Genomic DNA, 24134 nt, shown 5'->3' with positions numbered 1-24134 from the left:
CGATACCGATCAGGAGTATCGGCGCAGGACCAGCGAAGCGTTGGTTCCGCCAAATCCGAAGGAGTTCGACAGAGCCACATCGATCTTGCGTTCACGCGCCTTGTGCGGAACCAGATCGATCTTCGTCGAGACAGCCGGATTATCGAGATTGAGCGTCGCCGGCGCAATATTGTCGCGGATGGCAAGCGTCGAGAAAATCGCTTCGGCTGCACCGGCAGCACCAAGCAGATGGCCGATAGCCGACTTGGTCGAGGACATCGAAATCTTCGATGCAGCATCGCCAACCACGCGCTCTACAGCGCCGAGTTCGATGGTGTCAGCCATGGTCGACGTGCCATGGGCGTTGATGTAGTCGATCTGGTCCGGCGTGATTTCAGCGCGCTTCAGGGCAGCGACCATGCAACGTTCGGCACCCTCGCCGCTCTCGGTCGGAGCAGTAATGTGGTAAGCATCGCCCGAAAGACCGTAGCCGATAACTTCCGCATAGATTTTCGCGCCACGCGCCAGTGCGTGTTCCAGCTCTTCGAGAACCACAACGCCCGCACCTTCGCCCATCACGAAACCGTCACGGTCTTCGTCATAAGGACGGGAAGCTGCGGTCGGATCGTCGTTACGCTTGGTGGACAGCGCCTTGCAAGCGGCAAAGCCTGCCAGCGAAATGCGACTGACCGGCGATTCCGTTCCACCGGCAACCATGACATCCGCATCGCCGAAAGCGATCAGACGGGCAGCGTCGCCGATAGCATGTGTGCCGGTTGCGCAAGCCGTTACAACCGAATGGTTTGGACCGCGCAGCCCGTGCTTGATGGAAACATGGCCGGAAGCCAGATTGATCAGGCGACCAGGAATAAAGAACGGAGAAATGCGGCGTGGGCCCTTGTCGCGCAGCGTGTAGCCGGCCTCGACAATACCTTCGATACCGCCGATGCCGGAACCGATAAGAACACCGGTACGGACCTGATCTTCGTCGCTTTCAGGATGCCAGTCGGCATCGTCCAGCGCCTGATCGGCAGCGCCGACAGCATAAACGATGAAAGGATCAACCTTGCGCTGTTCCTTGGGCTCCATATGGAGGTCGGCGTTGAAGGTGCCATTGGTGCCATCGCCAACCGGAATGCGGCAGGCTATCTGGCAGGCCAGATCGTCAACTTCAAATTCCGTGATGCGGCGAGCACCGCTTTCACCGGCAATAAGACGCTTCCAGGTCTCTTCGACACCGCTGGCAAGCGGCGACACCAGACCAAGACCGGTGATGACGACACGCCTCATATCCACCCCTTAAAACTTTGTTATGTCACGAACACCGCCCCGCAGGCTTTAACCGGCAGAACATATGTCCGGGCCTGACTGGAAGGGATGGTGCTCCAATTGTTGAAACCGGAGCCTGCCATGACGAACACGATCTTCGATCAGCGTTCCGGCAGATTCACAAACAGGCCGCTGAACGGCCTTTGTGCATGTGCGTCCCGATCGTGAAGACGAAAGAAACGACTTAAAATAAGCAGGGCCGGGATTCGCGAGAACCCCAGCCCAATGCCCAAGTTCAGATTAGGCGGAAGCCTTGTCGATGAACTTCACAGCGTCGCCGACCGTAAGGATCGTTTCGGCAGCGTCGTCAGGAATTTCAACGCCGAATTCTTCTTCGAAAGCCATGACCAGCTCGACCGTGTCGAGGCTGTCTGCGCCGAGGTCATCGATGAAGCTTGCGCCTTCCGTGACCTTGTCGGCATCTACGCCCAGATGTTCAACAACGATTTTCTTGACGCGCTCTGCGGTATCGCTCATGTCGGAACCTCGACCTGTGTGTTTGTTGCTCTGCCTTGGTTAGCGGCATGCAGGATTGTAATCAAGTTATAAGATGTCTGCCAAGTTTCGAGCGAAGCCGCCCGGACAGTCATCCTGTGGATATTCCTTTCGGAACAGGATCGCGGCACTTCTACTCAGAATGCCGCAATTCTCGATGGGCGCATTACCATGCTTCTTGAGCAAGGCAAAGCGCCTTTTCCTTCTTCAGCCCCCGTATTAAGGCATTTTATACCATAATAGGGAGAAGAAGGAGGGTTAGATCATGGCCATGCCGCCATTGATGTGCAGGGTCTGGCCCGTCACATAGGCAGCCTGGTCGCTTGCCAGATAGACAACCGCCGCTGCAATATCACCACCAACGCCCATGCGCTTCATGGGGATATTGCTCATAATCGCTTCCTTCTGCTTTTCGTTCAGCTTGTCGGTCATGGCCGATTCGATGAAGCCCGGAGCGATGCAGTTAACCGTTACATTGCGGCTGGCGATTTCCTGCGCCAATGACTTGGAGAAACCAATGAGGCCCGCCTTCGACGCGCAATAGTTTGCCTGACCCGGATTGCCGGTCACGCCAACAATCGACGTGATGTTAATGATACGACCCTTGCGGCGACGCATCATCGGATGGGTCAGCTCACGCGTCAGATTGAATACCGACGTCAGGTTGACGTTGAGAACCGCATCCCAGTCTTCGTCGCTCATGCGCACGAACAGACCGTCGCGGGTAATGCCGGCATTGTTGACGAGAATGTCGACGCCGCCCATTTCCTCTTCTGCCTTCTGACCGAGAGCCTTCACAGCTTCACGATCAGAAAGATTAGCCGGGAAGATGAAGGTGCGATCACCAAGTTCAGCGGCAAGCTCTTTCAGCTTTTCTTCGCGTGTGCCGTGCAGGCCGACGATTGCGCCCTGCGCATGAAGAGCGCGGGCAATCGCTTCGCCAAGACCGCCGGTTGCGCCGGTTACCAGAGCCTTGCGGCCAGTCAGATCAAACATGCGAAATCCCTTTTAGCTTCTCAACTTCCATCGCATAATCTTATCCGAAAAGTCTGCAACTTTTCGGGATCAAGCGCCGAGAACAGCAAGCGCTGCTTCGATCTCTTCAGCCGAACCAACGGCGGCGCCAGTCACATCCTTCGAGATGCGGCGCGCCAGACCAGTCAGAACCTTGCCTGAACCTACTTCATAAAGCGTGGTGACGCCATTGGCCGCAAACCATTCGACCGTTTCGCGCCAGCGCACCTGACCTGTAACCTGCTCAACCAGCAGATCCGCAATCTCGTTGGCGTCGGTAACCGGCGCTGCGCGCACATTAGCGATGAGCGGCACAATCGGATTGTGCTTTTCAACCGAAGCAAGCGCTTCACGCATTGCCTCACCAGCAGGGCCCATCAAGGTCGAATGGAAGGGAGCGGATACGGGCAGCATGATGGCCCGCTTGGCACCCTTTTCGGATGCAAGCCTGGCAGCCAGTTCGACCGCAGCCTTTGAACCGGAAATAACGAGCTGTCCACCACCATTATCATTGGCGATCTGAACCGAGCCGGATGCCTTGGCTTCAGTGCAGACAGCTTCTACGTCGCCATGCTCAAGGCCGATGATCGCAGCCATCGCGCCTTCGCCAGCGGGAACAGCCTTCTGCATCGCATTGCCGCGAATGCGCAGGAGACGCGCCGTATCGGCAAGCGAGAATGTTCTGGCTGCGCAAAGTGCTGAATATTCACCAAGCGAATGTCCGGCAACGTAGGAAACCCTGTCTTTCAACGAAAAACCGCGCGCTTCCATAACACGCAACACAGCCATCGAGACGGCCATCAGCGCAGGCTGGGCATTGGCGGTCAGCGTCAGCACGTCTTCCGGCCCTTCGAACATGGTAGCGGAAAGCTTTTCGCCCAGTGCCGCGTCGACTTCATCGAAAACGGCGCGCGCTTCAGCGAACTGTTCGGCCAGAGCCTTGCCCATACCCACAGCCTGGCTGCCTTGTCCGGGGAAAGTAAATGCTACCGCCATTGATGCCTCGTTCTGGTTTTAAGCATATGATAACGTCGAAACCGATATCCGTTTTCGCCAACATGCCCTGCAATTAAATGCACAATTTGGCGGGATGTGCCTCAGTGAGGGCAGCAAAGTCAAGTATTTCCCGGTTTTTGTGCGGTTTGCGCCTTGCAAAGCCGGGGAAAAACACGTAATAGCCGCCCGTTCATTGCTCGGCACCAGCTGGGGGCTGAACGGAGGGCCGGTTGTTTGTGCAGTTAAATTCACGAACATCCGTAGAAGTCACAAGCGCTTCTGCCTCCCGTGTCTCCGCTCTCGATCGTCTCAGTGAGCGTCCTTTCTTCACCGGTTTTCCGGCAAAAGAGAAGTCGCAGAGGCTTAGCCGTTGGTGTCGGCATGTTGTAACAGAAGAAAGGCAAAGCCAATGGCTCTTTATGAACATGTGCTTCTTGCCCGCCAGGACATTTCCCAGCAGCAGGTCGACGCTCTCGTCGAACAGTACAAGGGTGTCCTCGAAGCTAATGGCGGCAAGGTCGGTAAGGTCGAAAGCTGGGGTCTGCGTCCCCTCACCTACCGTATCAAGAAGAATCGCAAGGCGTATTACACGCTCGTAAACATTGACGCTCCGGCTGCAGCCGTTGCCGAAATGGAACGCCAGATGCGCATCAACGAAGACGTTCTTCGTTTCCTCACCGTTCGCGTTGAAGAACACGAAGAAGGCCAGTCGGCCATGCTCACCCGCCGTGACGACCGTCGCGAACGCGATGGTGATGATCGTCCGCGTCGTCGTGAAGGCGGTTTCGACCGTGGTGATCGCGGTGACCGTGGTGATCGCGGCCCACGTCGCCCACGCGACAACGAAGCTGGTGAAGGAGCATAATCATGGTTGATATCAATCAGATCCCGACCCGTCGTCCTTTCCATCGCCGTCGCAAGACGTGCCCGTTCTCCGGCGCAAACGCACCGAAGATCGACTACAAGGACATCAAGCTTCTGCAGCGTTACATTTCCGAACGCGGCAAAATCGTTCCTTCCCGTATTACCGCTGTCAGCCAGAAGAAGCAGCGTGAACTCGCCAAGGCGATCAAGCGCGCTCGTTTCCTCGGCCTGCTGCCTTACGTTGTGAAGTAAGAACAAGATTCTGGGAGGCGTTCTCGCAGAGATTGCCTCCCAACCCCTTCCTTCATTGCGATGGGCGCAATGAAGCGTAATAAAAACCCAAGTTGGGGCAGCGGCCTCTAACTGCGCGAACCGGCAAGACCGGAGCAGGACAGCGAAACTGATGAAATTCAATGGAACCATTATCGGTATCGGCATATTGGCGGGGCTTGCCTCGGCCTTGATGTCGTCCGGCGTCATCGCCCAGGGTGGTGCGATGGCTGCTATGGCCATGGTTCTCTACTTCCTGACACCACTTCCCATCTTCGTTGTTGCCCTTGGCTGGGGTTCGAGCGCCGGTATCGTTGCCGCCGCCACAGCTACGGTTGCCGTCGGCGTTGTCGCCGTCCCGCTTGCAGCACTTCTGATGGCATTGACCAGCTTCATTCCCGCAGCAACCGGCGCCTATCTGTCCGGACTCGCGCGGCCAGCCGAAGAACTCGGCGGACCGCAGGATGTTCTGGTCTGGTATCCGCTTTCAGACATTGTGTTTCGGCTTGCCATGATGGTGGCGCTCAGCTTCATCGTCATCGGTGCGATCCTGGGCTTTGGCCCGGACATGGCGCGCGAACTCGCAAATACGCTTATCGACCGGGTTGCCGAAGCCGATCCGCAGTTCACGGCCAGCGATGACATTCGCAGCAATGTAACGTCGCTTCTGATGGTCGCCTTGCCTGCAATCCAGCCGGCAACCTGCCTCGCAATTCTCGTTGGCAATCTTTATCTGGCACAGCGCCTGATCTCCATGTCGGGTCGCCTGCGCCGTCCGCGTGATGACTGGCCCGCAACACTGCGTATGCCGCGCCCGGCCTTGCTCGTCTTCGCGGTCGCTCTTGCGGTTGCATTTGTTCCCGGCGGCGCCGGATTGATCGCAACCGTCGTTGCAGGCGCGCTTAGCGCTGGTTTCATGATGTCAGGTCTTGCCATCATGCATTTCCGCACACGCGGCAAGGTGTGGCGCCCGGTAGCGCTGTGGCTCGCTTACTTTGCGATCATACTCTTCGCATTCCTGCTTTTCATCTTCATGGTTCTCGGACTTTTCGACACTTCGCGCGGCGCGCCGGTCTCGAAAATGCCGGGCGCTGACAGTCAGTAACCGAATCAGAAACTCGAAAGGAAACTCCAATGGAAGTCATTCTTCTGGAACGCATTGGCCGCCTCGGCCAGATGGGCGAAACCGTCAAGGTCAAGGACGGCTATGCTCGTAACTTCCTGCTCCCGCAGGGCAAGGCTCTTCGTGCCAACGAAGCCAACAAGAAGAAGTTCGAAGGCCAGCGCGCTCAGCTCGAAGCCCAGAACCTGGAGCGCAAGAACGAAGCTCAGGCCGTCGCTGAAAAGCTCAATGGCGAAAGCTTCATCGTTGTGCGTTCGGCTGGTGAAACCGGCCAGCTCTACGGCTCCGTTTCGACCCGTGACATCGCCGACATCATCTCAGCCAATGGCTTCACCCTGCACCGCAACCAGGTTGAACTGAACCATCCGATCAAGGCGATCGGCCTGCACGAAGTCTCGATTTCGCTGCATCCGGAAGTTCAGGTTCAGGTTACGGTCAACATCGCACGTTCGACCGAAGAAGCCGAACGTCAGGCAAAGGGTGAAGACCTGACCTCGATCGAAGCCATCTACGGCATCGAAGAGCAGCCTCTGTCGGAAGAAGTTTTCGACGAAGAGGACGAAGCTGAAGATCAGGCTTAATTTAGCCACCTATTATCTATGGGAATGCAAAGCCAGACAGTCCGCATTCCCATCGTGGTAAACTTTATATGATCGTGCCCGGCGGCCTCCGCCGGGCATTTTCTCTTTTCAGATCGGCAAAACTCCTTATTCTACATATTAGTATTGGATTGGAGAGGTGCTGACGGAAACGTCCGCGTTGCTTGGGCATTACTCCCGAGGCCGATTGACCGAGGGGATATTGCCTGAAAATCTGATGACAGAGCGGCTCTGATACTTTTGCACCGCCGCCTGCCATGCAAACGCATGGACGTACGCCTGCTTCGATCCCCAAGAGGAGATGGGGCCGATGTATGGAATGATGCGTACTGTTATTTCGCATATGATTAAAACCGGCGACCTAACGGTCACCGATTCTAGTGGTGCGCTTACCCGGTACGGCGACAGGACTGGCGAACCAGTTCATATACACTTCAAGACAAAGCACGCCGAGCGGGCCGTAGCCCTCGATCCGGAGTTGAAACTCGCCGAGTGTTTCATGGATGGCGAGATCGATTTTCTAAACGGCAACATCTACACGCTGCTTCAGGTTGTGTTCGAGAATACCGGACCGACTGCGGCGACCGAACCGTGGATGAAAGCTCTGGCGAAGCTGCGTATTTTTTTCCGCCGCTTCCAGCAGATGAACACGATTTCGCGGTCTTCAAACAATATCAAAAGTCATTATGATCTTTCCGGTGAACTCTACGACCTGTTTCTCGATCCGGACAAGCAGTATTCCTGCGCCTATTTCGATCCACCAAACGCTACACTCGCCGAGGCGCAGCTTGCCAAAAAGCGCCATATCGCGGCGAAATTATTGGTGAAGGAGGGCGACAAGGTGCTCGACATTGGCTGCGGCTGGGGTGGTATGGGGCTCTATTTGGCTCGTTATCTCAAGGCCAATGTCACCGGCGTAACCTTATCCGAAGAGCAGCATGCCATTGCTAATCAGCGAGCGCAGGATGAAGGACTGGCTGACCGTGCGAAGTTCGAATTGACCGACTATCGCAACATCGACGACAAGTTTGACCGGCTGGTATCGGTTGGCATGTTCGAGCATGTTGGTGTCGGGCATTTCGCCGAGTATTTCCAGCACGTCGCTCGCCTGATGAAGCAGGATGGCGTTTTCCTTCTGCATGCCATCGGACGTGCCGATGGGCCGGGAGCGACCAATCCGTTCATCCGCAAATATATCTTTCCGGGCGGGTATATTCCGGCACTTTCTGAGGTTCTACCGCATATCGAAAAGGCCGGGCTCTATGTCACCGACATAGAAATCCTGCGGCTTCATTATGCGGAAACGCTCAAGGCTTGGCGGGAAGCGTTCATGGCCAATCGCGACAAGGCCAAGGCGCTTTATGACGAGCGTTTCTGCCGCATGTGGGAGTTTTATCTGGCTGCGTCTGAAAGCGCTTTCCGCTGGCAGAACATGATGGTGTTCCACATTCAGATCGCCCACAAACAGGAATCCGTTCCGCTAACCCGCAACTATATTGAGGCCGAGGAAAAGCGTCTCAAGCGCCTCGACAGCGCGCCCAAAGGCGCCAACAGCGAGGGGCGGGCCGTCAAGAAAAGCATGAACGCCTGAGGTGAAGCCGATCTGCTATAAATAAGGCGGGCCGTTCCGTTGGAGCAGCCCGCTTTCTCTGATCTTATTCCGGCTTTGGCACGCCTGCTTCCCATTTGTCCCAGTGGGTGACGATGTCGCTCACGACCGGAGCGCCGACGAGGTAGATGTTTTCGACCGTTTCCGCAAACCCCCCTGCCGTTTCGCCCGGCGCTGGATCCAGATGCTGCAGCGTGGTTTCTTTCGGATTTCCCTGATCGAAGTTTACCGAACCACGCAGGCTGAGGATGCGGTCTGTACCGTGCTGCCGCTTGATAACAAGCGCAAGCGCTGCGGCTTCCATCTCGGTGGCGAGATAGTCGTCGGCACCATAGAGCTTGGCTATATACTGAGCCTCTTTCGACAATCCGGGACCATGGAAAAATGTATCTCCGGTCATATGCGTGCCCGTCTTCAATGCCGGTTTCGCCTGCGCAGCCTTGTCGGGATAACGCATGCGATACGCCTGGGCCTCCGGCGAATCGCGAAGCTCCGCATTGGAGCCCAAACGCATTGCCGCTGCGACCAAATCAGGATCAAGCTTGAAAACACGATACTCTTCATATCCCTTTCGTGGGATGAAGACCGGTTCGCCCGGCTTGCCTTCTTCCGGTGCCCAGCGATGGCCCAAATCGTAATCGACGAGCCACGTCGCCCAGCTGACATCACCTATCGTTCCGCGTGAAGGTGGCGTGCCTGCCACACCGGACAGGATGTAATAAGTTTTAGAGAAGTCGAAGGCTGGGTCGAGCATGATTGCCTGCATGCTGGCCGAGGAGTTCACCTTACCCATGCCGAGAACTGAGCCGCATACACCGTCAACGTTGCAATAAACGGGTTTCAGCGCCCCTTTGACTTCGATGGGCCTCGCATCCTTCCAGTAATGCTCGTACCACCGTTGAAACTCACCGGCCCGGTCGCCACTGTTCTGACCGATCTCGAACATGGCGGCGATAAACACTTTGACCTTGATCGGTTCCGAGGCTGCCAACGAAGCCGTTGACGAAGAAAAGAGAGCCAATGCTGTCAGAAGCCAGGCTGCAATGGTGCGGTGTCGCATGAATATTCCTCGTGAATGTAAGCCGGGCTTTGCTTTGAATGCCCGCACAGATCAGGGAGCTTTGGGTTGGGAGAAGATTAATATTGCCGATTGCTCCCCGCAATCTCCGTCAATAGGAAGTGCATAAAGGCAACGCCTGAACTGTGGATCAGTGTGAATCATGGTATAGGTTTTCTCTTCCAGCAGGAATCATCCGAAGCTGCGTTGCGTTTGGCATCGCTTGAGGGCTAGCTGGGTGCATCAGGGACAGGATTAAGAATCATGGCGGAAGCGGCGGTACGCAAACTCGACGATGCGCGGGATCAGAAAGACGCGCTTTATCGGGAAGCACCCCATAATATTGAAGCGGAACAGGCGCTGCTGGGCGCGATCCTGATCAATAACGATGCCTTTTACCGGGTATCGGACTTCCTCAAGCCAACCCATTTCTTCGAGCCGCTGCATCGTCGCATCTATGAGATCACGACTGACCTCATTCGCGTCGGCAAGATGGCCAATCCCGTAACGATGAAGACCTTCCTGCCTACCGAAGGCAAGGTGGGTGATCTCACGATCTTCCAATATGTGACTCGCCTCGCAACCGAAGCCGTCACCATTATCAATGCCGAAGATTACGGCCGCGCGATTTACGATCTGGCGACGCGTCGCGCGCTGATTGGCATTGGCGAGGACATGGTGAACGTTGCCTATGATGCGCCTGTCGACATGGCACCGCAGGAGCAGATTGAAGACGCCGAACGCCGCTTGTTCGAGCTTGCCGAAACAGGGCGTTATGATGGCGGTTTCCTGCCCTTCAAGGATGCAGTGACCACAGCAGTTGACATGGCCAACGCCGCCTTTATGCGTGATGGCCATCTTTCGGGTGTTTCCACCGGAATCCATACGCTCGATGGCAAGATGGGCGGTCTACAGCCTTCCGACTTGATCATCCTTGCAGGCCGTCCGGGTATGGGCAAGACCTCGCTTGCCACCAACATCGCATTCAACATCGCCAACGCCTACGAAGGCGAACAGCAGGCCGATGGTAGCGTAAAAGCCATAAATGGTGGCGTCGTCGGCTTCTTCTCGCTCGAAATGTCGGCGGAACAGCTTGCAACCCGTATCATTTCCGAGCAGACGGAAGTCTCCTCTTCAAAAATCCGTCGTGGTGACATCACCGAAACCGATTTCGAGAAGCTTGTCGCCTGCTCGCAGGTGATGCAGAAAATCCCGCTCTATATCGACCAGACCGGTGGTATCTCGATTGCGCAGCTTGCAGCACGTGCACGCCGCCTGAAGCGCCAGCGCGGTCTCGACGTTCTGGTGATCGACTACGTGCAGCTGATGACCGGTTCATCGAAAGCTTCGGCACAGAACCGCGTGCAGGAAATCACCGAAATCACTACCGGCCTCAAGGCGCTCGGCAAGGAACTGAACGTTCCCATTATCGCGCTCTCACAGCTCTCCCGTCAGGTGGAAAGCCGCGATGACAAGCGACCACAGCTCTCCGATCTTCGTGAATCGGGCTCTATCGAGCAGGACGCCGACGTGGTGCTTTTCGTGTTCCGCGAGGAATATTACGTCAAGAACCTCGAACCGCGTGACGAATTCGATCCGAAATATGAAGAATGGAAGCAGCACTTTGAAAAAGTGCGCGGCACTGCTGACGTCATCATCGCCAAGCAGCGTCACGGGCCTACCGGCACCGTCAAGCTCGCCTTCCAGTCTGAATTCACGCGATTTGCAGATCTGGCCGAAGGTTCCTATCTCCCGGAACAGTATGAATAAGAAGATCACGATCAAGACGGAGCGCGTCTGATGGCCAAGGCGCGCGTTCAATTCATCTGCCAGAATTGCGGCGCGGTTCATTCGCGCTGGGCGGGCAAGTGCGATTCCTGCGGCGAGTGGAACACGCTTGTCGAGGAAGGCACCAATAGCGGCATCGGGTCTGGGCCCGGCGCCATGTTGTCCAAGCGCAAAGGTCGCGCCGTCGCCCTCACCTCCCTGTCTGGCGACATTGAAGATGCGCCGCGGATCATTTCCGGTATCAGCGAGCTTGACCGGGTTACCGGCGGCGGATTCGTGCGCGGTTCAGCCCTTCTGATCGGCGGTGATCCCGGCATCGGCAAATCCACGCTTTTGACGCAGGCTGCAGCCGCCCTTTCCAATCGTGGCCATCGCATTGTCTATGTTTCGGGCGAAGAAGCCGTCGCGCAGATACGTCTGCGCGCGCAGCGTCTCGGCGTGGCATCGTCAGCGGTTGAGCTCGCCGCAGAGACCAATGTCGAAGACATCATTGCCACCATTTCTGATACCAAGCGACCCGATCTCGTCATCATAGATTCGATCCAGACGCTCTGGACCGATATGGCGGATTCTGCTCCCGGCACGGTCACGCAGGTGCGCTCGTCGGCACAAGCCATGATCCGCTATGCCAAGCAGACTGGTTCCGCAGTCGTACTGGTGGGACATGTTACCAAAGACGGCCAGATTGCAGGCCCTCGTGTGGTCGAACATATGGTCGATGGTGTCCTCTATTTCGAAGGTGAAGGCGGACATCACTATCGCATCCTGCGCACGGTGAAGAACCGTTTTGGCCCGACCGACGAGATCGGTGTCTTCGAGATGTCCGATGGTGGGCTGCGTGAGGTTTCCAACCCGTCCGAGCTTTTCCTCGGCGAGCGTAACGCCAAGGCTCCAGGTGCAGCTGTTTTTGCCGGCATGGAAGGCACGCGCCCGGTGCTGGTGGAGATACAGGCGCTTGTCGCCCCCTCCTCGCTCGGCACCCCGCGTCGTGCGGTCGTCGGCTGGGATGGCGGACGACTTGCCATGATCCTCGCCGTGCTCGAATCGCATTGCGGCGTTCGTTTCGGCCAGCATGATGTCTACCTGAATGTCGCGGGCGGTTATCGTATCAGCGAGCCTGCCGCCGATATAGCTGTGGCTGCTGCACTGGTTTCATCCATGGCCGGTATTGCCCTTCCGCCAGATTGTGTTTATTTCGGCGAAATCAGCCTTTCCGGTGCTGTTCGTGCGGTAACGCATGCAGTACAGAGGCTCAAGGAAGCCGAGAAGCTCGGTTTCCGGCAGGCAGAAGTGCCCGGCGGCAGCGGCGAACTTTGGAAAGATCGCAACTTCCGGCTTATGGAAACTTCGGCTCTGCCCGACCTTGTTGCGCGCATCGCGGCTTCAGGCTCCGGAAAGAAGCAATAAATCTGGAGTTTTATGACTGGAAGAATCTGTCAACCTTCCGGTGATAAGCTCCAGCATCTTTGACTGCCCTGCGTATTAAAGTGATTGCGCATAACAACTGAGGACAGGCAGAATGCCGATAACCATGCTTGATGGAATTCTACTCGGGATAACGCTGGTTTCAGCCGTTTTGGCGATGGTGCGCGGTTTTTCCCGCGAGGTGCTGTCGCTGGTATCGTGGGCGGCAGCGGCCGCTGCGGCCTACCTTTTCTACCAGCCGGTTCTGCCTTTCGTGCAGCCCTATATTAACAACGAAACCATCGCGAAGATTGCCGCCGCTGGCGCCGTCTTCCTCGTCGTGCTGATCGTCGTTTCGCTGATCACCATGAAGATCGCCGATTTCATCATCGACAGCCGTATCGGCGCGCTTGACCGCACGCTCGGCTTCCTGTTCGGCAGCGTGCGCGGTGTGCTTCTCGTTGTCGTTGCCATGCTGTTCTTCAACTGGCTCGTCCCGACGAACCAGCCAGCCTGGGTGACGAACGCGAAATCGAAGCCAATGCTCGATTCGTTCGGCCAGCAGCTGATCGACCTTCTGCCGGCTAATCCCGACCAGATGATCGACAAGTTCAAGCCACAGCATAATGTTCCGGCCTCTGGCGAGCAGGAAGAAGCGCCTGTTCCGGACGATACACCTGCACAGCAATAAGCTGTTCCAAGAAATCGAGAAGCCGCCAGCCCTGCTGGCGGCTTTTTCAATTCTGGAGGCAAAAGCCGACAGATGTGAAATAGCCAAAATGACGCTTACACATTGTCATTTCGGTTCCGCGATCATATTTCAGGCGGGAATTTGCGAGATTATTCGCCGGCATCGTGCGATACTAATGTTCATGAGACTATATCGACGCAGCGGTGAACTCTTCGCTTTTAACAAAAAGCTATCTTGTGATAGAGAGGCGCTTGAAGTCTTTACGCATGTCGTTATCGGAAAACCGGTCTCCACTTTTCCGCGACATGCTTTAGTTGCCTCTGCAATCGAAAGGCCTTGCGGCAATGACCAGCCATTCTTCTGAAAATGCCTCCTTTATGCTGGACGATGACACCCTGCATGAAGAGTGCGGCGTATTTGGCATACTTGGCCATGAAGACGCAGCCGCGCTGACCGCATTGGGCCTGCATGCCCTCCAGCATCGCGGGCAGGAAGCCGCCGGTATCGTTTCCTATCACAATCGCCGTTTTCATTCCGAACGCCATATGGGCCTCGTCGGCGATCATTTCACCGATGCAGCAACGCTGAACCGCCTGCCCGGTGACCGCGCCATCGGTCATGTGCGCTATTCCACCACCGGCGAGACGATCCTGCGCAATGTGCAGCCATTGTTCGCGGAACTGGAAGTCGGCGGCATTGCCATTGCCCATAACGGCAATTTCACCAACGGCATAACGCTGCGCAAACAACTGATTGCTTCCGGCGCAATCTTCCAGGCGACGTCCGATACCGAAGTCGTGCTGCACATGATCGCCCGTTCGCGCCATGCATCCTCGTCCGACCGTTTCGTCGATGCCATTCGTCAGGTCGAAGGCGGTTACGCCATGCTGGCGCTGACCCGCACCAAGCTGATTGCCGCGCGTGACGTAATCGGCATCCGCCCGCTTGTCATGGGTGAGCTCGACGGCAAGCCTATCTTCTGCTCAGAGACCTGTGCCCTCGACATTATCGGCGCGAAGTATGTTCGCGACGTCGAAAATGGCGAAGTGATCATCTGCGAGATCCAGAAAGACGGCTCCATCACCATCGAATCCATCAAGCCTGAAAACCCACAGCCGGAACGGCTCTGCCTGTTCGAGTATGTCTATTTCGCCCGCCCCGACTCCGTCGTCGGCGGTCGCAGCGTCTATGTCGCGCGCAAGAATATGGGCATGGAGCTTGCCAAGGAAGCCGGTATCGAAGCTGATGTTGTCGTGCCGGTGCCTGATGGCGGCACGCCTGCCGCTCTCGGCTTCGCGCAGGCAAGCGGCATTCCGTTCGAATATGGCATCATCCGCAATCATTATGTGGGCCGCACCTTTATCGAGCCGACGCAGCAAATTCGTGCACTGGGCGTCAAGCTGAAGCATTCAGCCAATCGCGCCATGATCGAAGGCAAGCGCGTGGTGCTGGTGGATGATTCCATTGTGCGCGGCACCACATCGGTCAAGATCGTTCAGATGATCCGCGATGCGGGCGCAAAGGAAGTGCATATCCGCGTGGCAAGTCCAATGATTTACCATCCGGATTTCTACGGTATCGACACCCCCCATGCCGATAAGCTGCTGGCCAACCAGCACAAAGACCTGGAATCCATGTGCCGCTATATCGGCGCGGATTCTCTGGCATTTCTTTCCATCGACGGGCTCTACAAGGCCGTTGGCGGGAAGCCACGTAATCCGAAAGCACCGGCTTTCACCGATCACTATTTCACGGGCGAATATCCGACCCGCCTCCTCGATCAGGAAGGCGAGAGCAATGTGCACACGCTGTCGCTGCTCGCAAGCAACGGCTGATCGCCCAATTCTTCACGCAGGCGGCCCAAAAGGCCGCCTGTTTCATGTTTTTGCATCATATGGGGACTAGATGAGCATCGACCTTACGGGCCGCATCGCACTGGTGACAGGCGCATCGCGCGGTATTGGCTATTTTCTTTCGCTTGAACTGGCAAAACGCGGCGCACATGTAATCGCAGTCGCTCGCACCGTCGGCGGGCTTGAAGAGCTGGACGACGATATCCGTAAACTGGGTGGCAATGCGACGCTGGTGCCTCTCGATATTACCGATATGGAAGCGATCGACCGCCTCGGCGGTTCCATTCATGAGCGCTGGGGCAAGCTCGATATCATGGTTGCCAATGCGGGTGTCCTCGGCACGATCTCACCGATTGGCCATGTCGAGGCCAAGACGTTCGAGAAGCTCATGAACGTCAATGTTACCAGCGTCTGGCGCCTCATTCGGTCCACTGATCCACTTCTGCGCGCTTCCGATGCCGGACGTGCCATTCTGCTCTCTTCCGGTGTGGCGCATACCTGCCGCGCGTTCTGGGGGCCGTATGCTGCCTCGAAAGCTGCTGTCGAAGTCATGGCGCGCAGCTGGGCAGAAGAAACGAAGCAGATGAAGCTCAAGATCAACTCGGTCAATCCGGGCGCCACCCGCACGGCAATGCGCGCGCAAGCCATGCCGGGCGAAGATCCGGAAACCCTGCCAACGCCGCAGTCGGTCGCTGAAAAGATCGTCAAGCTCGCCGATCCGAACCTTGAAGTCAGCGGCAAGCTTTTTGATGTGCGACAGGATCGCTTCCTCGACTATCATCTGCCGAGCTGATTTCGGTCCTCCGGCCTTGCCTATATGCAAGGCCGGTTCTATGTATTTACTTATTAATGTTTCCCGCCTGGCCATCTGTTGGCTCTTTTTTCAGCGGGCATTTCTCCCCCTCTCAGACCCCTTTGTCACGTGCTGCCAAATTTGGTGCGCGTTCCCTTTGCTATTGGAGAACTTATGATCAAAGATCACCAGCGTTTCATTATTATCAGCGGCGGGCCCGGATCAGGCAAAAGCACACTGATCGATGCACTCGAAAGGCAGGGCTTTCCCCGCACTGTGGAGGCTGGACGTGCCATCATTCAGGATCAGGTCGCCATCGGCGGAAATGCGCTGCCCTGGAGTGATCGCGCGCTTTTTGCGGAGCTTATGCTTTCATGGGAAATGCGCTCGCACACGATGGCGGAACAACAGCGTGGGACGGTCCTCTTCGACCGCGGTGTTCCTGACGTAATCGGCTATCTGATGTTGTGTAACCTGCCCGTTCCGCAGCATATGGAAGAAGCCGCACGGCAGTTTCAGTACAACAGAACAGTGTTTCTTGCTCCGCCATGGGCGGAAATCTTTGGTCAGGATGCCGAGCGGAAGCAGGATTTCGAGGAAGCCGCACGCACATTCGAGGCGATGGATAAAACCTACAAACGGCTTGGATATGAAATCGCGCTCCTGCCAAAATCATCGGTCGAGGAGCGCGTTGGTTTCATCAAACAGGCATTGCCATCAGTTTTCCTCTGACGGTGTATCCTCTTCGGTTCCGGCTTCTTCCTCTGCTTTTCGGTCAGCAGCTTCGCGCTTGTTCCAGGCAGCCAGACTGAACGGAAGAAACACGAGATAGGCGAGCGCCGTGAGGCTCAATGTCTGCCAGGTAAAGCTCATCAGGAACGCGACGTAAACCACCACGAACAGGATGAGCGGCATGACGATATCGCGCCGGACAAGGCTTCCGGCGGACTTACCGTTATAGACCGGCAGGCGGCTTACAAGCAGAAACGCGATTGCGACGGTATAGATCGCCACACCGAAAGCGAGCGCCCGCGTTGGTGTCAGACCAAGAAAGCCGAGGTAGACCGGCAACAGGACAAGCATGGCGCCTGCCGGTGCAGGCACACCGATGAAATAGTTGCTCTGCCATGCCGGACGGTTCGGGTCTTCGAGCATGACATTGAAACGCGCAAGCCGCAGGCAGCAGGCGATGGCATAAAGAAGTGCAGCAATCCAGCCGAACGAGCGCGCCTGATCGAGCATGAAGGCATAGAGCACCAGAGCGGGCGCGACACCGAAATTGACGATATCGGCGAGCGAATCCATCTGCGCGCCGAACTTCGATGATCCCTTCATCATGCGAGCAACGCGCCCATCAATGCCATCGAGAAAGGCTGCGACGAGCACCATCACGACGGCAAGCTCGAAGCGGTTCTCGAAAGCCAGACGGATGCCGGTAAGACCAGCACAGATGGCGAGAACTGTTATGACATTGGGAATGACGATACGCAGCGGTATCTGCGACAGCTTTGGGCCGCGCGATAAATCCACGCGGCCATTGGGCTCAAAAGGCGGAAAAGGCGTTTCCATCGGCTCAGCCGATCCGCACCACGGGCTCGCCGCGCACGCTGCCATAATCGGCGAGCACGGTTTCGCCTGCGACTGCCGTCTGGCCAACTGCAACACGAACGGTCGCATCGGCAGGAAGATACACATCGACGCGCGATCCGAAACGGATCAGGCCGAACCGCTCGCCCACGGACAAATCATCATCCTCGTTCGACCAGCAAACGATGCGCCGCGCGACCAGACCGGCAATCTGGACAACACCGATCTTGCCATGCGGGCTTTCGATAAGGACGCTGTTGCGTTCATTTTCCGTGCTGGCCTTGTCCAGTTCCGCGTTGAGGAACTTGCCCGGACGATGCACGACCTTCTCGATCTTGCCACGCACCGGAGACCGGTTGATGTGAACCGAGAACACATTCATGAAAACCGACACGCGCATGCGTGGTTCAGCGCCAAGATCCAGCTCGGCTGGTGGCACAGCCGGACCGACGAAGGAAACCTTGCCGTCAGCGGGGCTGATGACCAGATCGTCGTCCATCGGCGTCACGCGCTCCGGATCACGATAGAAGTAGATGCACCAGACGGTCAGCACCATGCCGATCCAGAACAACGGGTCCCAAAGCCAGCCCAGAATTAGCGAAACCACGAAAAAGCCCGCGATAAACGGATAGCCTTCCCGATGGATCGGCACGAAAGTATTGCGGATGGTGTCAGTAAGGCTCATCGCTCTTCCTTTGAGTTTGGCCGTTATTTACCTCATCCTGTTCAGAATCGAAATCCATTTCGCAAATTATTCACGGCTGTTAGGGCACGTGATCGCGCCCTAATATAACTAGCTGCCGATAAACTGCCTATTCCGCCGCCGGAACACCACGTGTGACGATACCCAATTCGTCGCTTTCGCGAACCTGACGCAGACGCTCTTCCGCCTCATCCGCCTCGCGCTGACGAGCCCACATGGACGCGTAAAGCCCCTTATGCTTGAGAAGCATGCGGTGAGTGCCGCGCTCGGCAATCAGACCGTCCTTCAGAACGATGATCTCATCCGCACTGATGACGGTCGACAGACGGTGCGCGATGACAAGCGTGGTACGCCCACGGCTAACGATGTCGAGTGCAGACTGGATTTCCTGCTCGGTCGCGGTATCGAGCGCGGAGGTCGCCTCATCGAGTATCAGGATTGGAGGCGCTTTCAGGATCGTGCGGGCAATCGCGACACGCTGTTTCTCACCGCCCGAAAGCTTGAGGCCGCGTTCGCCAACCATGGCCTGATAGCCTTCCGGCAGATGCTTGATGAAGCCGGAAATCTGCGCCAGCTCAGCCGCCTTTTCCACTTCTTCGGTCGTGGCATCAGGACGGCCATAACGAATGTTGTAAGCGATCGTATCGTTGAACAGCACAGTGTCCTGCGGCACCATGCCGATGACCTTGCGCAGGCTTTCCTGCGTGACGTCGCGAACGTCCTGCCCGTCGATGGAAACCGATCCCGACTGGACATCATAGAAGCGAAACAGCAGTCGCGAGATCGTGGATTTACCCGCACCCGACGGTCCGACTATCGCTACCGTCTTTCCTGCCGGAACTTCAAAACTGATGCCCTTGAGGATCGGGCGGTTCGCATCATAGGCAAAATGCACATCATCGAAACGGATTGCGCCGTGATCGATTTTCAATGCTGGTGCATTGGGCTTGTCGACGACTTCCTGCTTCACATCGAGGAGATCGAACATCTGCTCGATATCGGTCAAACCCTGACGGATTTCGCGATAGATGAAACCGATGAAATTGAGCGGGATGGATAGCTGCATCAGCATGGCATTGATGAAAACGAAATCGCCGATGGATTGCGTTCCGGCCCGGACTTCCAACGCCGACATGACCATGACCACCGCCATGCCGACACCAAAGATAACGGCCTGACCGAAGTTCAGCCAGCCAAGCGACGTCCAGGTCTGGGTTGCAGCCTTTTCATAGCGAGCCATCGAAGCATCGAAGCGCTTTGCTTCCATGTTCTCGTTGCCGAAATATTTGACCGTTTCGAAGTTGAGCAGCGAGTCGATTGCCTTGGTGTTGGCATCCGTATCGGAGTCGTTCATTTCGCGGCGAATATTGATGCGCCAGTCGCTCGCCTTGATCGTAAACCAGGTATAGAGCCAGACCGTCGCAGCGACCACGAGCAGATAGGAAATGCCGTAAGCGAAAGCGAAAATCACCGCCGTCAGTGCAAATTCGAGAATGGTGGGCAGGGTGTTGAGGATCGTGAAACGAACAATCGTTTCGATGCCCTTGGTGCCGCGCTCGATAACCCGCGAAAGCCCGCCCGTACGCCGTTCTAGATGGAACCTGAGCGACAGCTGGTGCATGTGCACGAAGGTTCGGTAGGCCAGCTGGCGCACCGCATATTGCCCGACGCTTGCAAACAATGCATCGCGAAGCTGGTTGAGGCCGGCCTGTACGATCTTGGCGCCGTTATAAGCCAGCACAAGCATCACTGCGCCGACCAGAAACAGCGGGATATAATCCGGCGGGTTCAATTGACCGGTCAAGGCATTCGTCACCCATTTGAAGAAATAGGGCACGAGGATGAGCACGATCTTGGAAATCACCAGATAGAACGTGGCCCAGACGACGCGCATACGCAGATCGGGCCTGTCGGACGGCCACATATAGGGCCAGAGATTTCGCAGTGTCTTGAACGTTTCGCCGGAGTCGGCGGAAACCGTTTTGGGGGAACTCATGGTGCGTTCTTTCAAGTCGGTGGGCTCAAGCGATTTCGTACGAGATGAAACTCCGTCATCGCTCTATCTATTTGTATTGACGCAACGCTTCCGAAAGCCACTTCGAGCTTTTCGAGATGCGCTCTATCTCTTTGTTTTCAAGCATGTCTTTATCCCGAAACCGGTTCACACTTTCGGGAGACATGCTCTAGCCGCAGCATCTGCTCTTGAAGGAAGCAAAATGCGTGCGGACAGCGTTTAGTTGCTGCCAGTTGACGCTGTAACGCGAGGACTGGCGCTCAGGCCGATAGTCGATAAGACCAGCCTGCACGAGGACCTTGAGGTGTTGGGAAACCGTCGATTGCGCAAGGTCGAGCTTGCCGACAATATCCTTGCAGCAGCAGGCGTCCTCCATCATCAACTGGCGGATAATGCGAATGCGGACAGGATGGCCCAGCGCGGCGCAAATGCGCGCTGCCGCTTCATCGTCAATGCCGAGCTGCGCCAGATCGGCGACAGTTTCGGTCGAGCTTTTGTCCAGAACTATCTTCATCGTATATCGACGATATACGATTATGCTCAGAAGTTCAAGATTTGGAGACGTTCATTCCAGAAAAGACCGCCAAAGCGGAAACACACTATCGTGACTGACGTTTATTGCTGAAGCGCACCTCCCTGCGTTGGGAGCCGCGCTTCAGTTCCATGAACTCTCCGTCAGTTAGCGCGATCTTCCAACTGGCGCTTGGCTTCGCCATCGCCCAAGGGTTCCTTTGGCATGTTGAATACCTGACCCGGCCAGATGAGATCTGGATTGCGGATCTGGTCGCGGTTGGCGAGATAGATCGTCGTATATCGCGTACCCTTGCCATAGGCGCGCTTGGAAATCGTCCAGAGATTATCCCCACGCCGAATGATGACGGAGCCATCGACTTTCTGCAGTGGAGTTGCCGACGAAGCGGCCTTATCACCAATCGCTTCCGATGCAGCCGCCGTCTGACCGTCCGTGTCGGAAGCAACAGCCGAGATATTCTCGCCAGCTTCGCGACGGAACGGGACGCGGGCTGTGGCCAGAACCTGATTGGCATTGTCGAGCAGGTCGGCGCGAATGATGTAATCACCAACGCTGAGCGGTTGTTTGCTCTGCACGAGGAAACGGCCATCAGGCGAAATGAGGCTTGCGCCAAGCAATGTATCATTGGCGTGGACGATCACGCGATTGCCGCCCTTGGCTTTACCCGCCACGAAAACAGCCTGACCTTCAATCTCCACAGCCTCGATTGCAATCGGCAAATCCTGTGCAGGTTTGGCTTCCGGCTTGTCTGCCTTGGTCGCAGCTGCAGGGTTAGCTTCCGCATTGTCCTGTGGCTTCTCTGCCGTTTCTGGCTTGGTAATCAGGCGGCTCGCCTGCCCCGGCTCCTCAACCAGCGCCAGCACCTGCCCCGATTTGGTTTCAGGCACCGACACGATGGCGGTCTGCGCGGAAGTAGCGACATTGTTGTCAGCACCAGTTGAACGCAAGACCAGCTGATGATCACCTGCCTTCAAAGGATTATCCAGAACAATGGCAAAATCCCCACTGGCTCCGGCCTTGGCTTTGCCCACAACGGTGGCACCTGCGACAACCTCGACATCAGCGTTGGGAAGGGACTTGCCTGCGATCACGACCGAACCGTCAGGCTCGACACGAAGGAGGTCGAAAACCGGCGTTTTGCTGGCCTGCTCTGCGGGAGCGGCATCAGCCTGCTTGGCTGGCTCTTCGGATTGCACGCCTTGCGGCTTCGCATCGTTTGCCGCAACATCGCCCGCAGGCTTGGCGGCGTCTGGCGTCTTCGTCTCGGATGGCGTTGCTTCTGGCTGCGCTGGCGCATTGCTCGAAGCTGGTGCAGTGGCATTAGGTTGCGGGGCTTCAACGCGGGATCGTGTTGCATTCCAATAGAGGCCGAGCCCGGCGACGATTGCGACGAGCCCGATACCGAGCAATCCTAAACTGTTCTTTTGCATTTCGTTTCGAAATCCACGCCAGAGACTATAATAGCGGGTTTATAGCTTTTGGCTTCCCCCTACAAGGAATCTGCACCGAAACAGCAAAAGGTACGAGGCTTTTTATTAGCTAGGTTACTGTTCTACACAGTTTGTCGGCTTTGATTGGTCCGGATCGTCCATAAGGTTATAGAGATCGGCCGTTTCGCCCTTGGTCCACCAGATATAGACGCCACCGGCATATTTGGCTCCAGACCCTGAAATGACGTTGGAAGCGACAATAGTCTCGTCTTCAAGCTCCAGTTCAGCAAGCGAAATATCACCAGCATTGTAGTAGGTTACCGAGACATTCTTCTCGCCACATTTATACAGAACGGAGTTGGTCGTTACTTCGGTATCGTCCGGCAGTTTGATGTTGATCTCGCCAGCCGATGCGGATGATGCGGCAAAGGTGAGCCCGAGAAACACAACCCAGTTCTTCATATCCAATCCACTTCTCAATCTGGAGTACATACGGATTGAGATATAACAATCACTGTGAATGTCCACCCGGAACCTGACGTAAACGGCTCACTGACGGCAATCTTCACTGCAAAATGAAATCGCAGACGCTTGACGCTGAAAGGTCAAAAGCGCACAAGAAAATCATGTCTGAGATTCGATCCATCTGTGTTTATTGCGGCTCGTCTACGGGCCTGAATCCCATCTATCGCGAAGCGGGCGTCACGCTCGGCCGGTCCATCGCCGAACATGGTCTGCGCCTTGTTTATGGCGGCGGCACGCGCGGCATCATGGGCGCGGTTGCGCAAGGCGTGATGGAGGCCGGCGGCGAAGTCACCGGCATCATTCCGACCTTCCTGCTCGACAAGGAAGCGAGCCTTGAAAAGGCCGAACAGCTCACCGAACTTATCGTCGTGGGTGACATGCATGAGCGCAAACACCTCATGTTCCAAAAGTCCGATGCGTTCGTCACCCTTCCCGGCGGCATCGGCACGGTTGAGGAAATCGTGGAAATGATGACCTGGGCGCAGCTCGGCAAGCATCGCAAGCCGATGGTGTTCGCTAACATCAACAATTTCTGGCAGCCAATGCTTTCGCTTCTTGAGCACATGACGACCGAAGGCTTCCTGCACACCGCACATCAGGTAAAGCCGCTGGTCATCAACAAGGCGGAGGACATCGTTCCCGCCATTATCGCTGCCAACGGCAAGGCGCATGAAGGCGACCAGAAGATCATCGAAAAGATGTGATTGCGGCTTTCGCCCAAAACACAAAACCGAGTAACAAGGGCGGAGTGATCCGCCCTTAATTTTATCCGGGAGGGGTTGATGAAGACGATCGGGCTTATAGGCGGGATGAGCTGGGAAAGCTCGCAGGAATATTATCGCATCATCAATCAGGAAATCCGCGCACGGCTCGGCGGCACGCACTCCGCCAAGAGCCTGATGTGGTCGATGGATTTTGGTGAAATCGAGCAGCTTCAGCATGAAGGCAAATGGGAGGAGCTGACCAGACTTATGATCGAGGCCGCGCAGAACCTTGAAAAGGGCGGCGCGGATTTCATCCTGATCTGCACCAACACCATGCATAAAATGGCCGCTGACGTTGAAAACGCCACATCGATCCCCCTTGTGCATATTGCTGACCCGACGGCGGAGAAGATCAAGGCCGCAGGCTTGTCCAAAGTCGGGCTCCTAGGCACCGCCTTCACGATGGAGCAGGATTTCTACAAAGGCCGCCTTGTAGCCAAACATGGGCTTGAGGTTCTGACGCCCGACGATGCCGACCGCAAAACCGTGCATGACATCATCTATCAGGAACTGGTCGTCGGCGAAGTACGCGATGCGTCACGCGAAAAATACCGCGCCGTCATCAGTCGTCTGGTTGAGCGCGGGGCTAGAGCCATCATTCTCGGCTGCACCGAAATCATGCTGCTCATCGGCCAGCAAGATAGCCCCGTGCCAGTATTCGATACGACGCGCCTACATGCAGAAGCGGCGGTGGATTGGGCGTTGATTTAAACGC

General features: G+C 56.3%; 24 protein-coding genes. 13 read left to right on the top strand and 11 right to left on the bottom strand.

Features of this window, described 5'->3' with window-relative positions:
* Window positions 1-9: 9 nt before the first annotated feature.
* From fabF to fabD, 4 genes are all read right to left on the bottom strand, one after another.
* Complete coding sequence (gene fabF / locus KWJ32_RS08975; RefSeq protein ID WP_010658390.1) at window positions 10-1269, bottom strand: beta-ketoacyl-ACP synthase II; 1260 nt, start codon at window positions 1267-1269, stop codon at window positions 10-12.
* Between the two features lie 279 nt (window positions 1270-1548).
* Window positions 1549-1785: an acyl carrier protein gene (locus KWJ32_RS08970; RefSeq protein WP_002963616.1), complete on the bottom strand. Its 237-nt coding sequence runs from the start codon at window positions 1783-1785 to the stop codon at window positions 1549-1551.
* 276 nt (window positions 1786-2061) lie between these two features.
* Entirely contained in the window at window positions 2062-2799 is a 738-nt protein-coding gene (gene fabG, locus KWJ32_RS08965) for a 3-oxoacyl-[acyl-carrier-protein] reductase (protein WP_012090839.1), read from the bottom strand.
* A 69-nt stretch (window positions 2800-2868) separates the two neighbouring features.
* On the bottom strand, window positions 2869-3813 hold the full coding sequence (gene fabD / locus KWJ32_RS08960; protein WP_012090838.1) for an ACP S-malonyltransferase: 945 nt from the start codon (window positions 3811-3813) through the stop codon (window positions 2869-2871).
* 409 nt (window positions 3814-4222) lie between these two features.
* On the opposite strand from fabD, the gene rpsF reads away from it, so the two are divergent.
* From rpsF to KWJ32_RS08935, 5 genes are all read left to right on the top strand, one after another.
* A complete protein-coding gene (gene rpsF, locus KWJ32_RS08955; RefSeq protein WP_010658387.1) occupies window positions 4223-4678 on the top strand; it encodes a 30S ribosomal protein S6 in 456 nt (151 codons plus the stop codon).
* A 2-nt stretch (window positions 4679-4680) separates the two neighbouring features.
* A complete protein-coding gene (gene rpsR / locus KWJ32_RS08950; RefSeq protein WP_006466219.1) occupies window positions 4681-4929 on the top strand; it encodes a 30S ribosomal protein S18 in 249 nt (82 codons plus the stop codon).
* Window positions 4930-5080: 151 nt separating this feature from the next.
* Entirely contained in the window at window positions 5081-6052 is a 972-nt protein-coding gene (locus KWJ32_RS08945; RefSeq protein WP_012090837.1) for a DUF2232 domain-containing protein, read from the top strand.
* Between the two features lie 29 nt (window positions 6053-6081).
* Window positions 6082-6651, top strand: coding sequence for a 50S ribosomal protein L9 (gene rplI, locus KWJ32_RS08940; RefSeq protein ID WP_012090836.1), 570 nt, complete (start codon window positions 6082-6084; stop codon window positions 6649-6651).
* 328 nt (window positions 6652-6979) lie between these two features.
* Window positions 6980-8260 carry a cyclopropane-fatty-acyl-phospholipid synthase family protein gene (locus KWJ32_RS08935; RefSeq protein ID WP_012090835.1) on the top strand — a complete coding sequence of 427 codons (1281 nt, stop codon included), beginning with the start codon at window positions 6980-6982 and terminating at the stop codon, window positions 8258-8260.
* 64 nt (window positions 8261-8324) lie between these two features.
* Here KWJ32_RS08935 and KWJ32_RS08930 read toward each other — a convergent pair whose 3' ends face one another.
* The gene (locus tag KWJ32_RS08930) at window positions 8325-9338 is read right to left on the bottom strand and encodes a purine nucleoside permease (RefSeq protein WP_012090834.1); all 1014 of its coding nucleotides are present in this window, start codon (window positions 9336-9338) and stop codon (window positions 8325-8327) included.
* 261 nt (window positions 9339-9599) lie between these two features.
* Between KWJ32_RS08930 and KWJ32_RS08925 the strand changes: the two genes are divergently transcribed.
* From KWJ32_RS08925 to KWJ32_RS08900, 6 genes are all read left to right on the top strand, one after another.
* Window positions 9600-11105 (top strand): replicative DNA helicase, encoded by a 1506-nt coding sequence (locus KWJ32_RS08925; RefSeq protein ID WP_012090833.1) that lies wholly within the window; start codon window positions 9600-9602, stop codon window positions 11103-11105.
* A 30-nt stretch (window positions 11106-11135) separates the two neighbouring features.
* Window positions 11136-12530, top strand: a complete 1395-nt coding sequence (gene radA / locus KWJ32_RS08920) for a DNA repair protein RadA (protein WP_012090832.1) — start codon at window positions 11136-11138, stop codon at window positions 12528-12530.
* A gap of 112 nt (window positions 12531-12642) precedes the next feature.
* Window positions 12643-13218 carry a CvpA family protein gene (locus KWJ32_RS08915; RefSeq protein WP_151609753.1) on the top strand — a complete coding sequence of 192 codons (576 nt, stop codon included), beginning with the start codon at window positions 12643-12645 and terminating at the stop codon, window positions 13216-13218.
* Window positions 13219-13562: 344 nt separating this feature from the next.
* Complete coding sequence (gene purF, locus KWJ32_RS08910; protein ID WP_040130237.1) at window positions 13563-15053, top strand: amidophosphoribosyltransferase; 1491 nt, start codon at window positions 13563-13565, stop codon at window positions 15051-15053.
* Between the two features lie 70 nt (window positions 15054-15123).
* The gene (locus KWJ32_RS08905) at window positions 15124-15864 is read left to right on the top strand and encodes an SDR family NAD(P)-dependent oxidoreductase (protein ID WP_012090829.1); all 741 of its coding nucleotides are present in this window, start codon (window positions 15124-15126) and stop codon (window positions 15862-15864) included.
* 174 nt (window positions 15865-16038) lie between these two features.
* Window positions 16039-16596, top strand: a complete 558-nt coding sequence (locus KWJ32_RS08900; RefSeq protein WP_012090828.1) for an AAA family ATPase — start codon at window positions 16039-16041, stop codon at window positions 16594-16596.
* On the opposite strand, the gene pssA is transcribed toward KWJ32_RS08900, so the two are convergent.
* From pssA to KWJ32_RS08870, 6 genes are all read right to left on the bottom strand, one after another.
* Complete coding sequence (gene pssA, locus KWJ32_RS08895; RefSeq protein ID WP_012090827.1) at window positions 16582-17433, bottom strand: CDP-diacylglycerol--serine O-phosphatidyltransferase; 852 nt, start codon at window positions 17431-17433, stop codon at window positions 16582-16584. The genes KWJ32_RS08900 and pssA overlap by 15 nt on opposite strands.
* 4 nt (window positions 17434-17437) lie before the next feature.
* A complete protein-coding gene (locus tag KWJ32_RS08890) occupies window positions 17438-18136 on the bottom strand; it encodes a phosphatidylserine decarboxylase (protein ID WP_012090826.1) in 699 nt (232 codons plus the stop codon).
* A gap of 127 nt (window positions 18137-18263) precedes the next feature.
* The gene (locus tag KWJ32_RS08885; RefSeq protein WP_029925553.1) at window positions 18264-20150 is read right to left on the bottom strand and encodes an ABC transporter ATP-binding protein/permease; all 1887 of its coding nucleotides are present in this window, start codon (window positions 20148-20150) and stop codon (window positions 18264-18266) included.
* 187 nt (window positions 20151-20337) lie between these two features.
* On the bottom strand, window positions 20338-20682 hold the full coding sequence (locus tag KWJ32_RS08880) for a metalloregulator ArsR/SmtB family transcription factor (protein ID WP_010658373.1): 345 nt from the start codon (window positions 20680-20682) through the stop codon (window positions 20338-20340).
* A gap of 161 nt (window positions 20683-20843) precedes the next feature.
* Window positions 20844-22130 carry an Ig-like domain-containing protein gene (locus KWJ32_RS08875; RefSeq protein WP_040129779.1) on the bottom strand — a complete coding sequence of 429 codons (1287 nt, stop codon included), beginning with the start codon at window positions 22128-22130 and terminating at the stop codon, window positions 20844-20846.
* Between the two features lie 114 nt (window positions 22131-22244).
* Window positions 22245-22592: an MliC family protein gene (locus tag KWJ32_RS08870; RefSeq protein WP_029925558.1), complete on the bottom strand. Its 348-nt coding sequence runs from the start codon at window positions 22590-22592 to the stop codon at window positions 22245-22247.
* Window positions 22593-22756: 164 nt separating this feature from the next.
* Here KWJ32_RS08870 and KWJ32_RS08865 point away from each other — a divergent pair, with 164 nt between their 5' ends.
* The gene (locus tag KWJ32_RS08865) at window positions 22757-23359 is read left to right on the top strand and encodes a TIGR00730 family Rossman fold protein (protein WP_041545285.1); all 603 of its coding nucleotides are present in this window, start codon (window positions 22757-22759) and stop codon (window positions 23357-23359) included.
* A gap of 78 nt (window positions 23360-23437) precedes the next feature.
* Complete coding sequence (locus KWJ32_RS08860) at window positions 23438-24130, top strand: aspartate/glutamate racemase family protein (protein WP_125301856.1); 693 nt, start codon at window positions 23438-23440, stop codon at window positions 24128-24130.
* Window positions 24131-24134: the final 4 nt, after the last annotated feature.

This window comes from Ochrobactrum sp. BTU2, assembly GCF_024539785.1.
GTDB lineage: Bacteria > Pseudomonadota > Alphaproteobacteria > Rhizobiales > Rhizobiaceae > Brucella > Brucella anthropi.
Note: the sequence above shows the minus strand (reverse complement) of the source record. Positions and strands in the feature narration are given on the sequence as shown.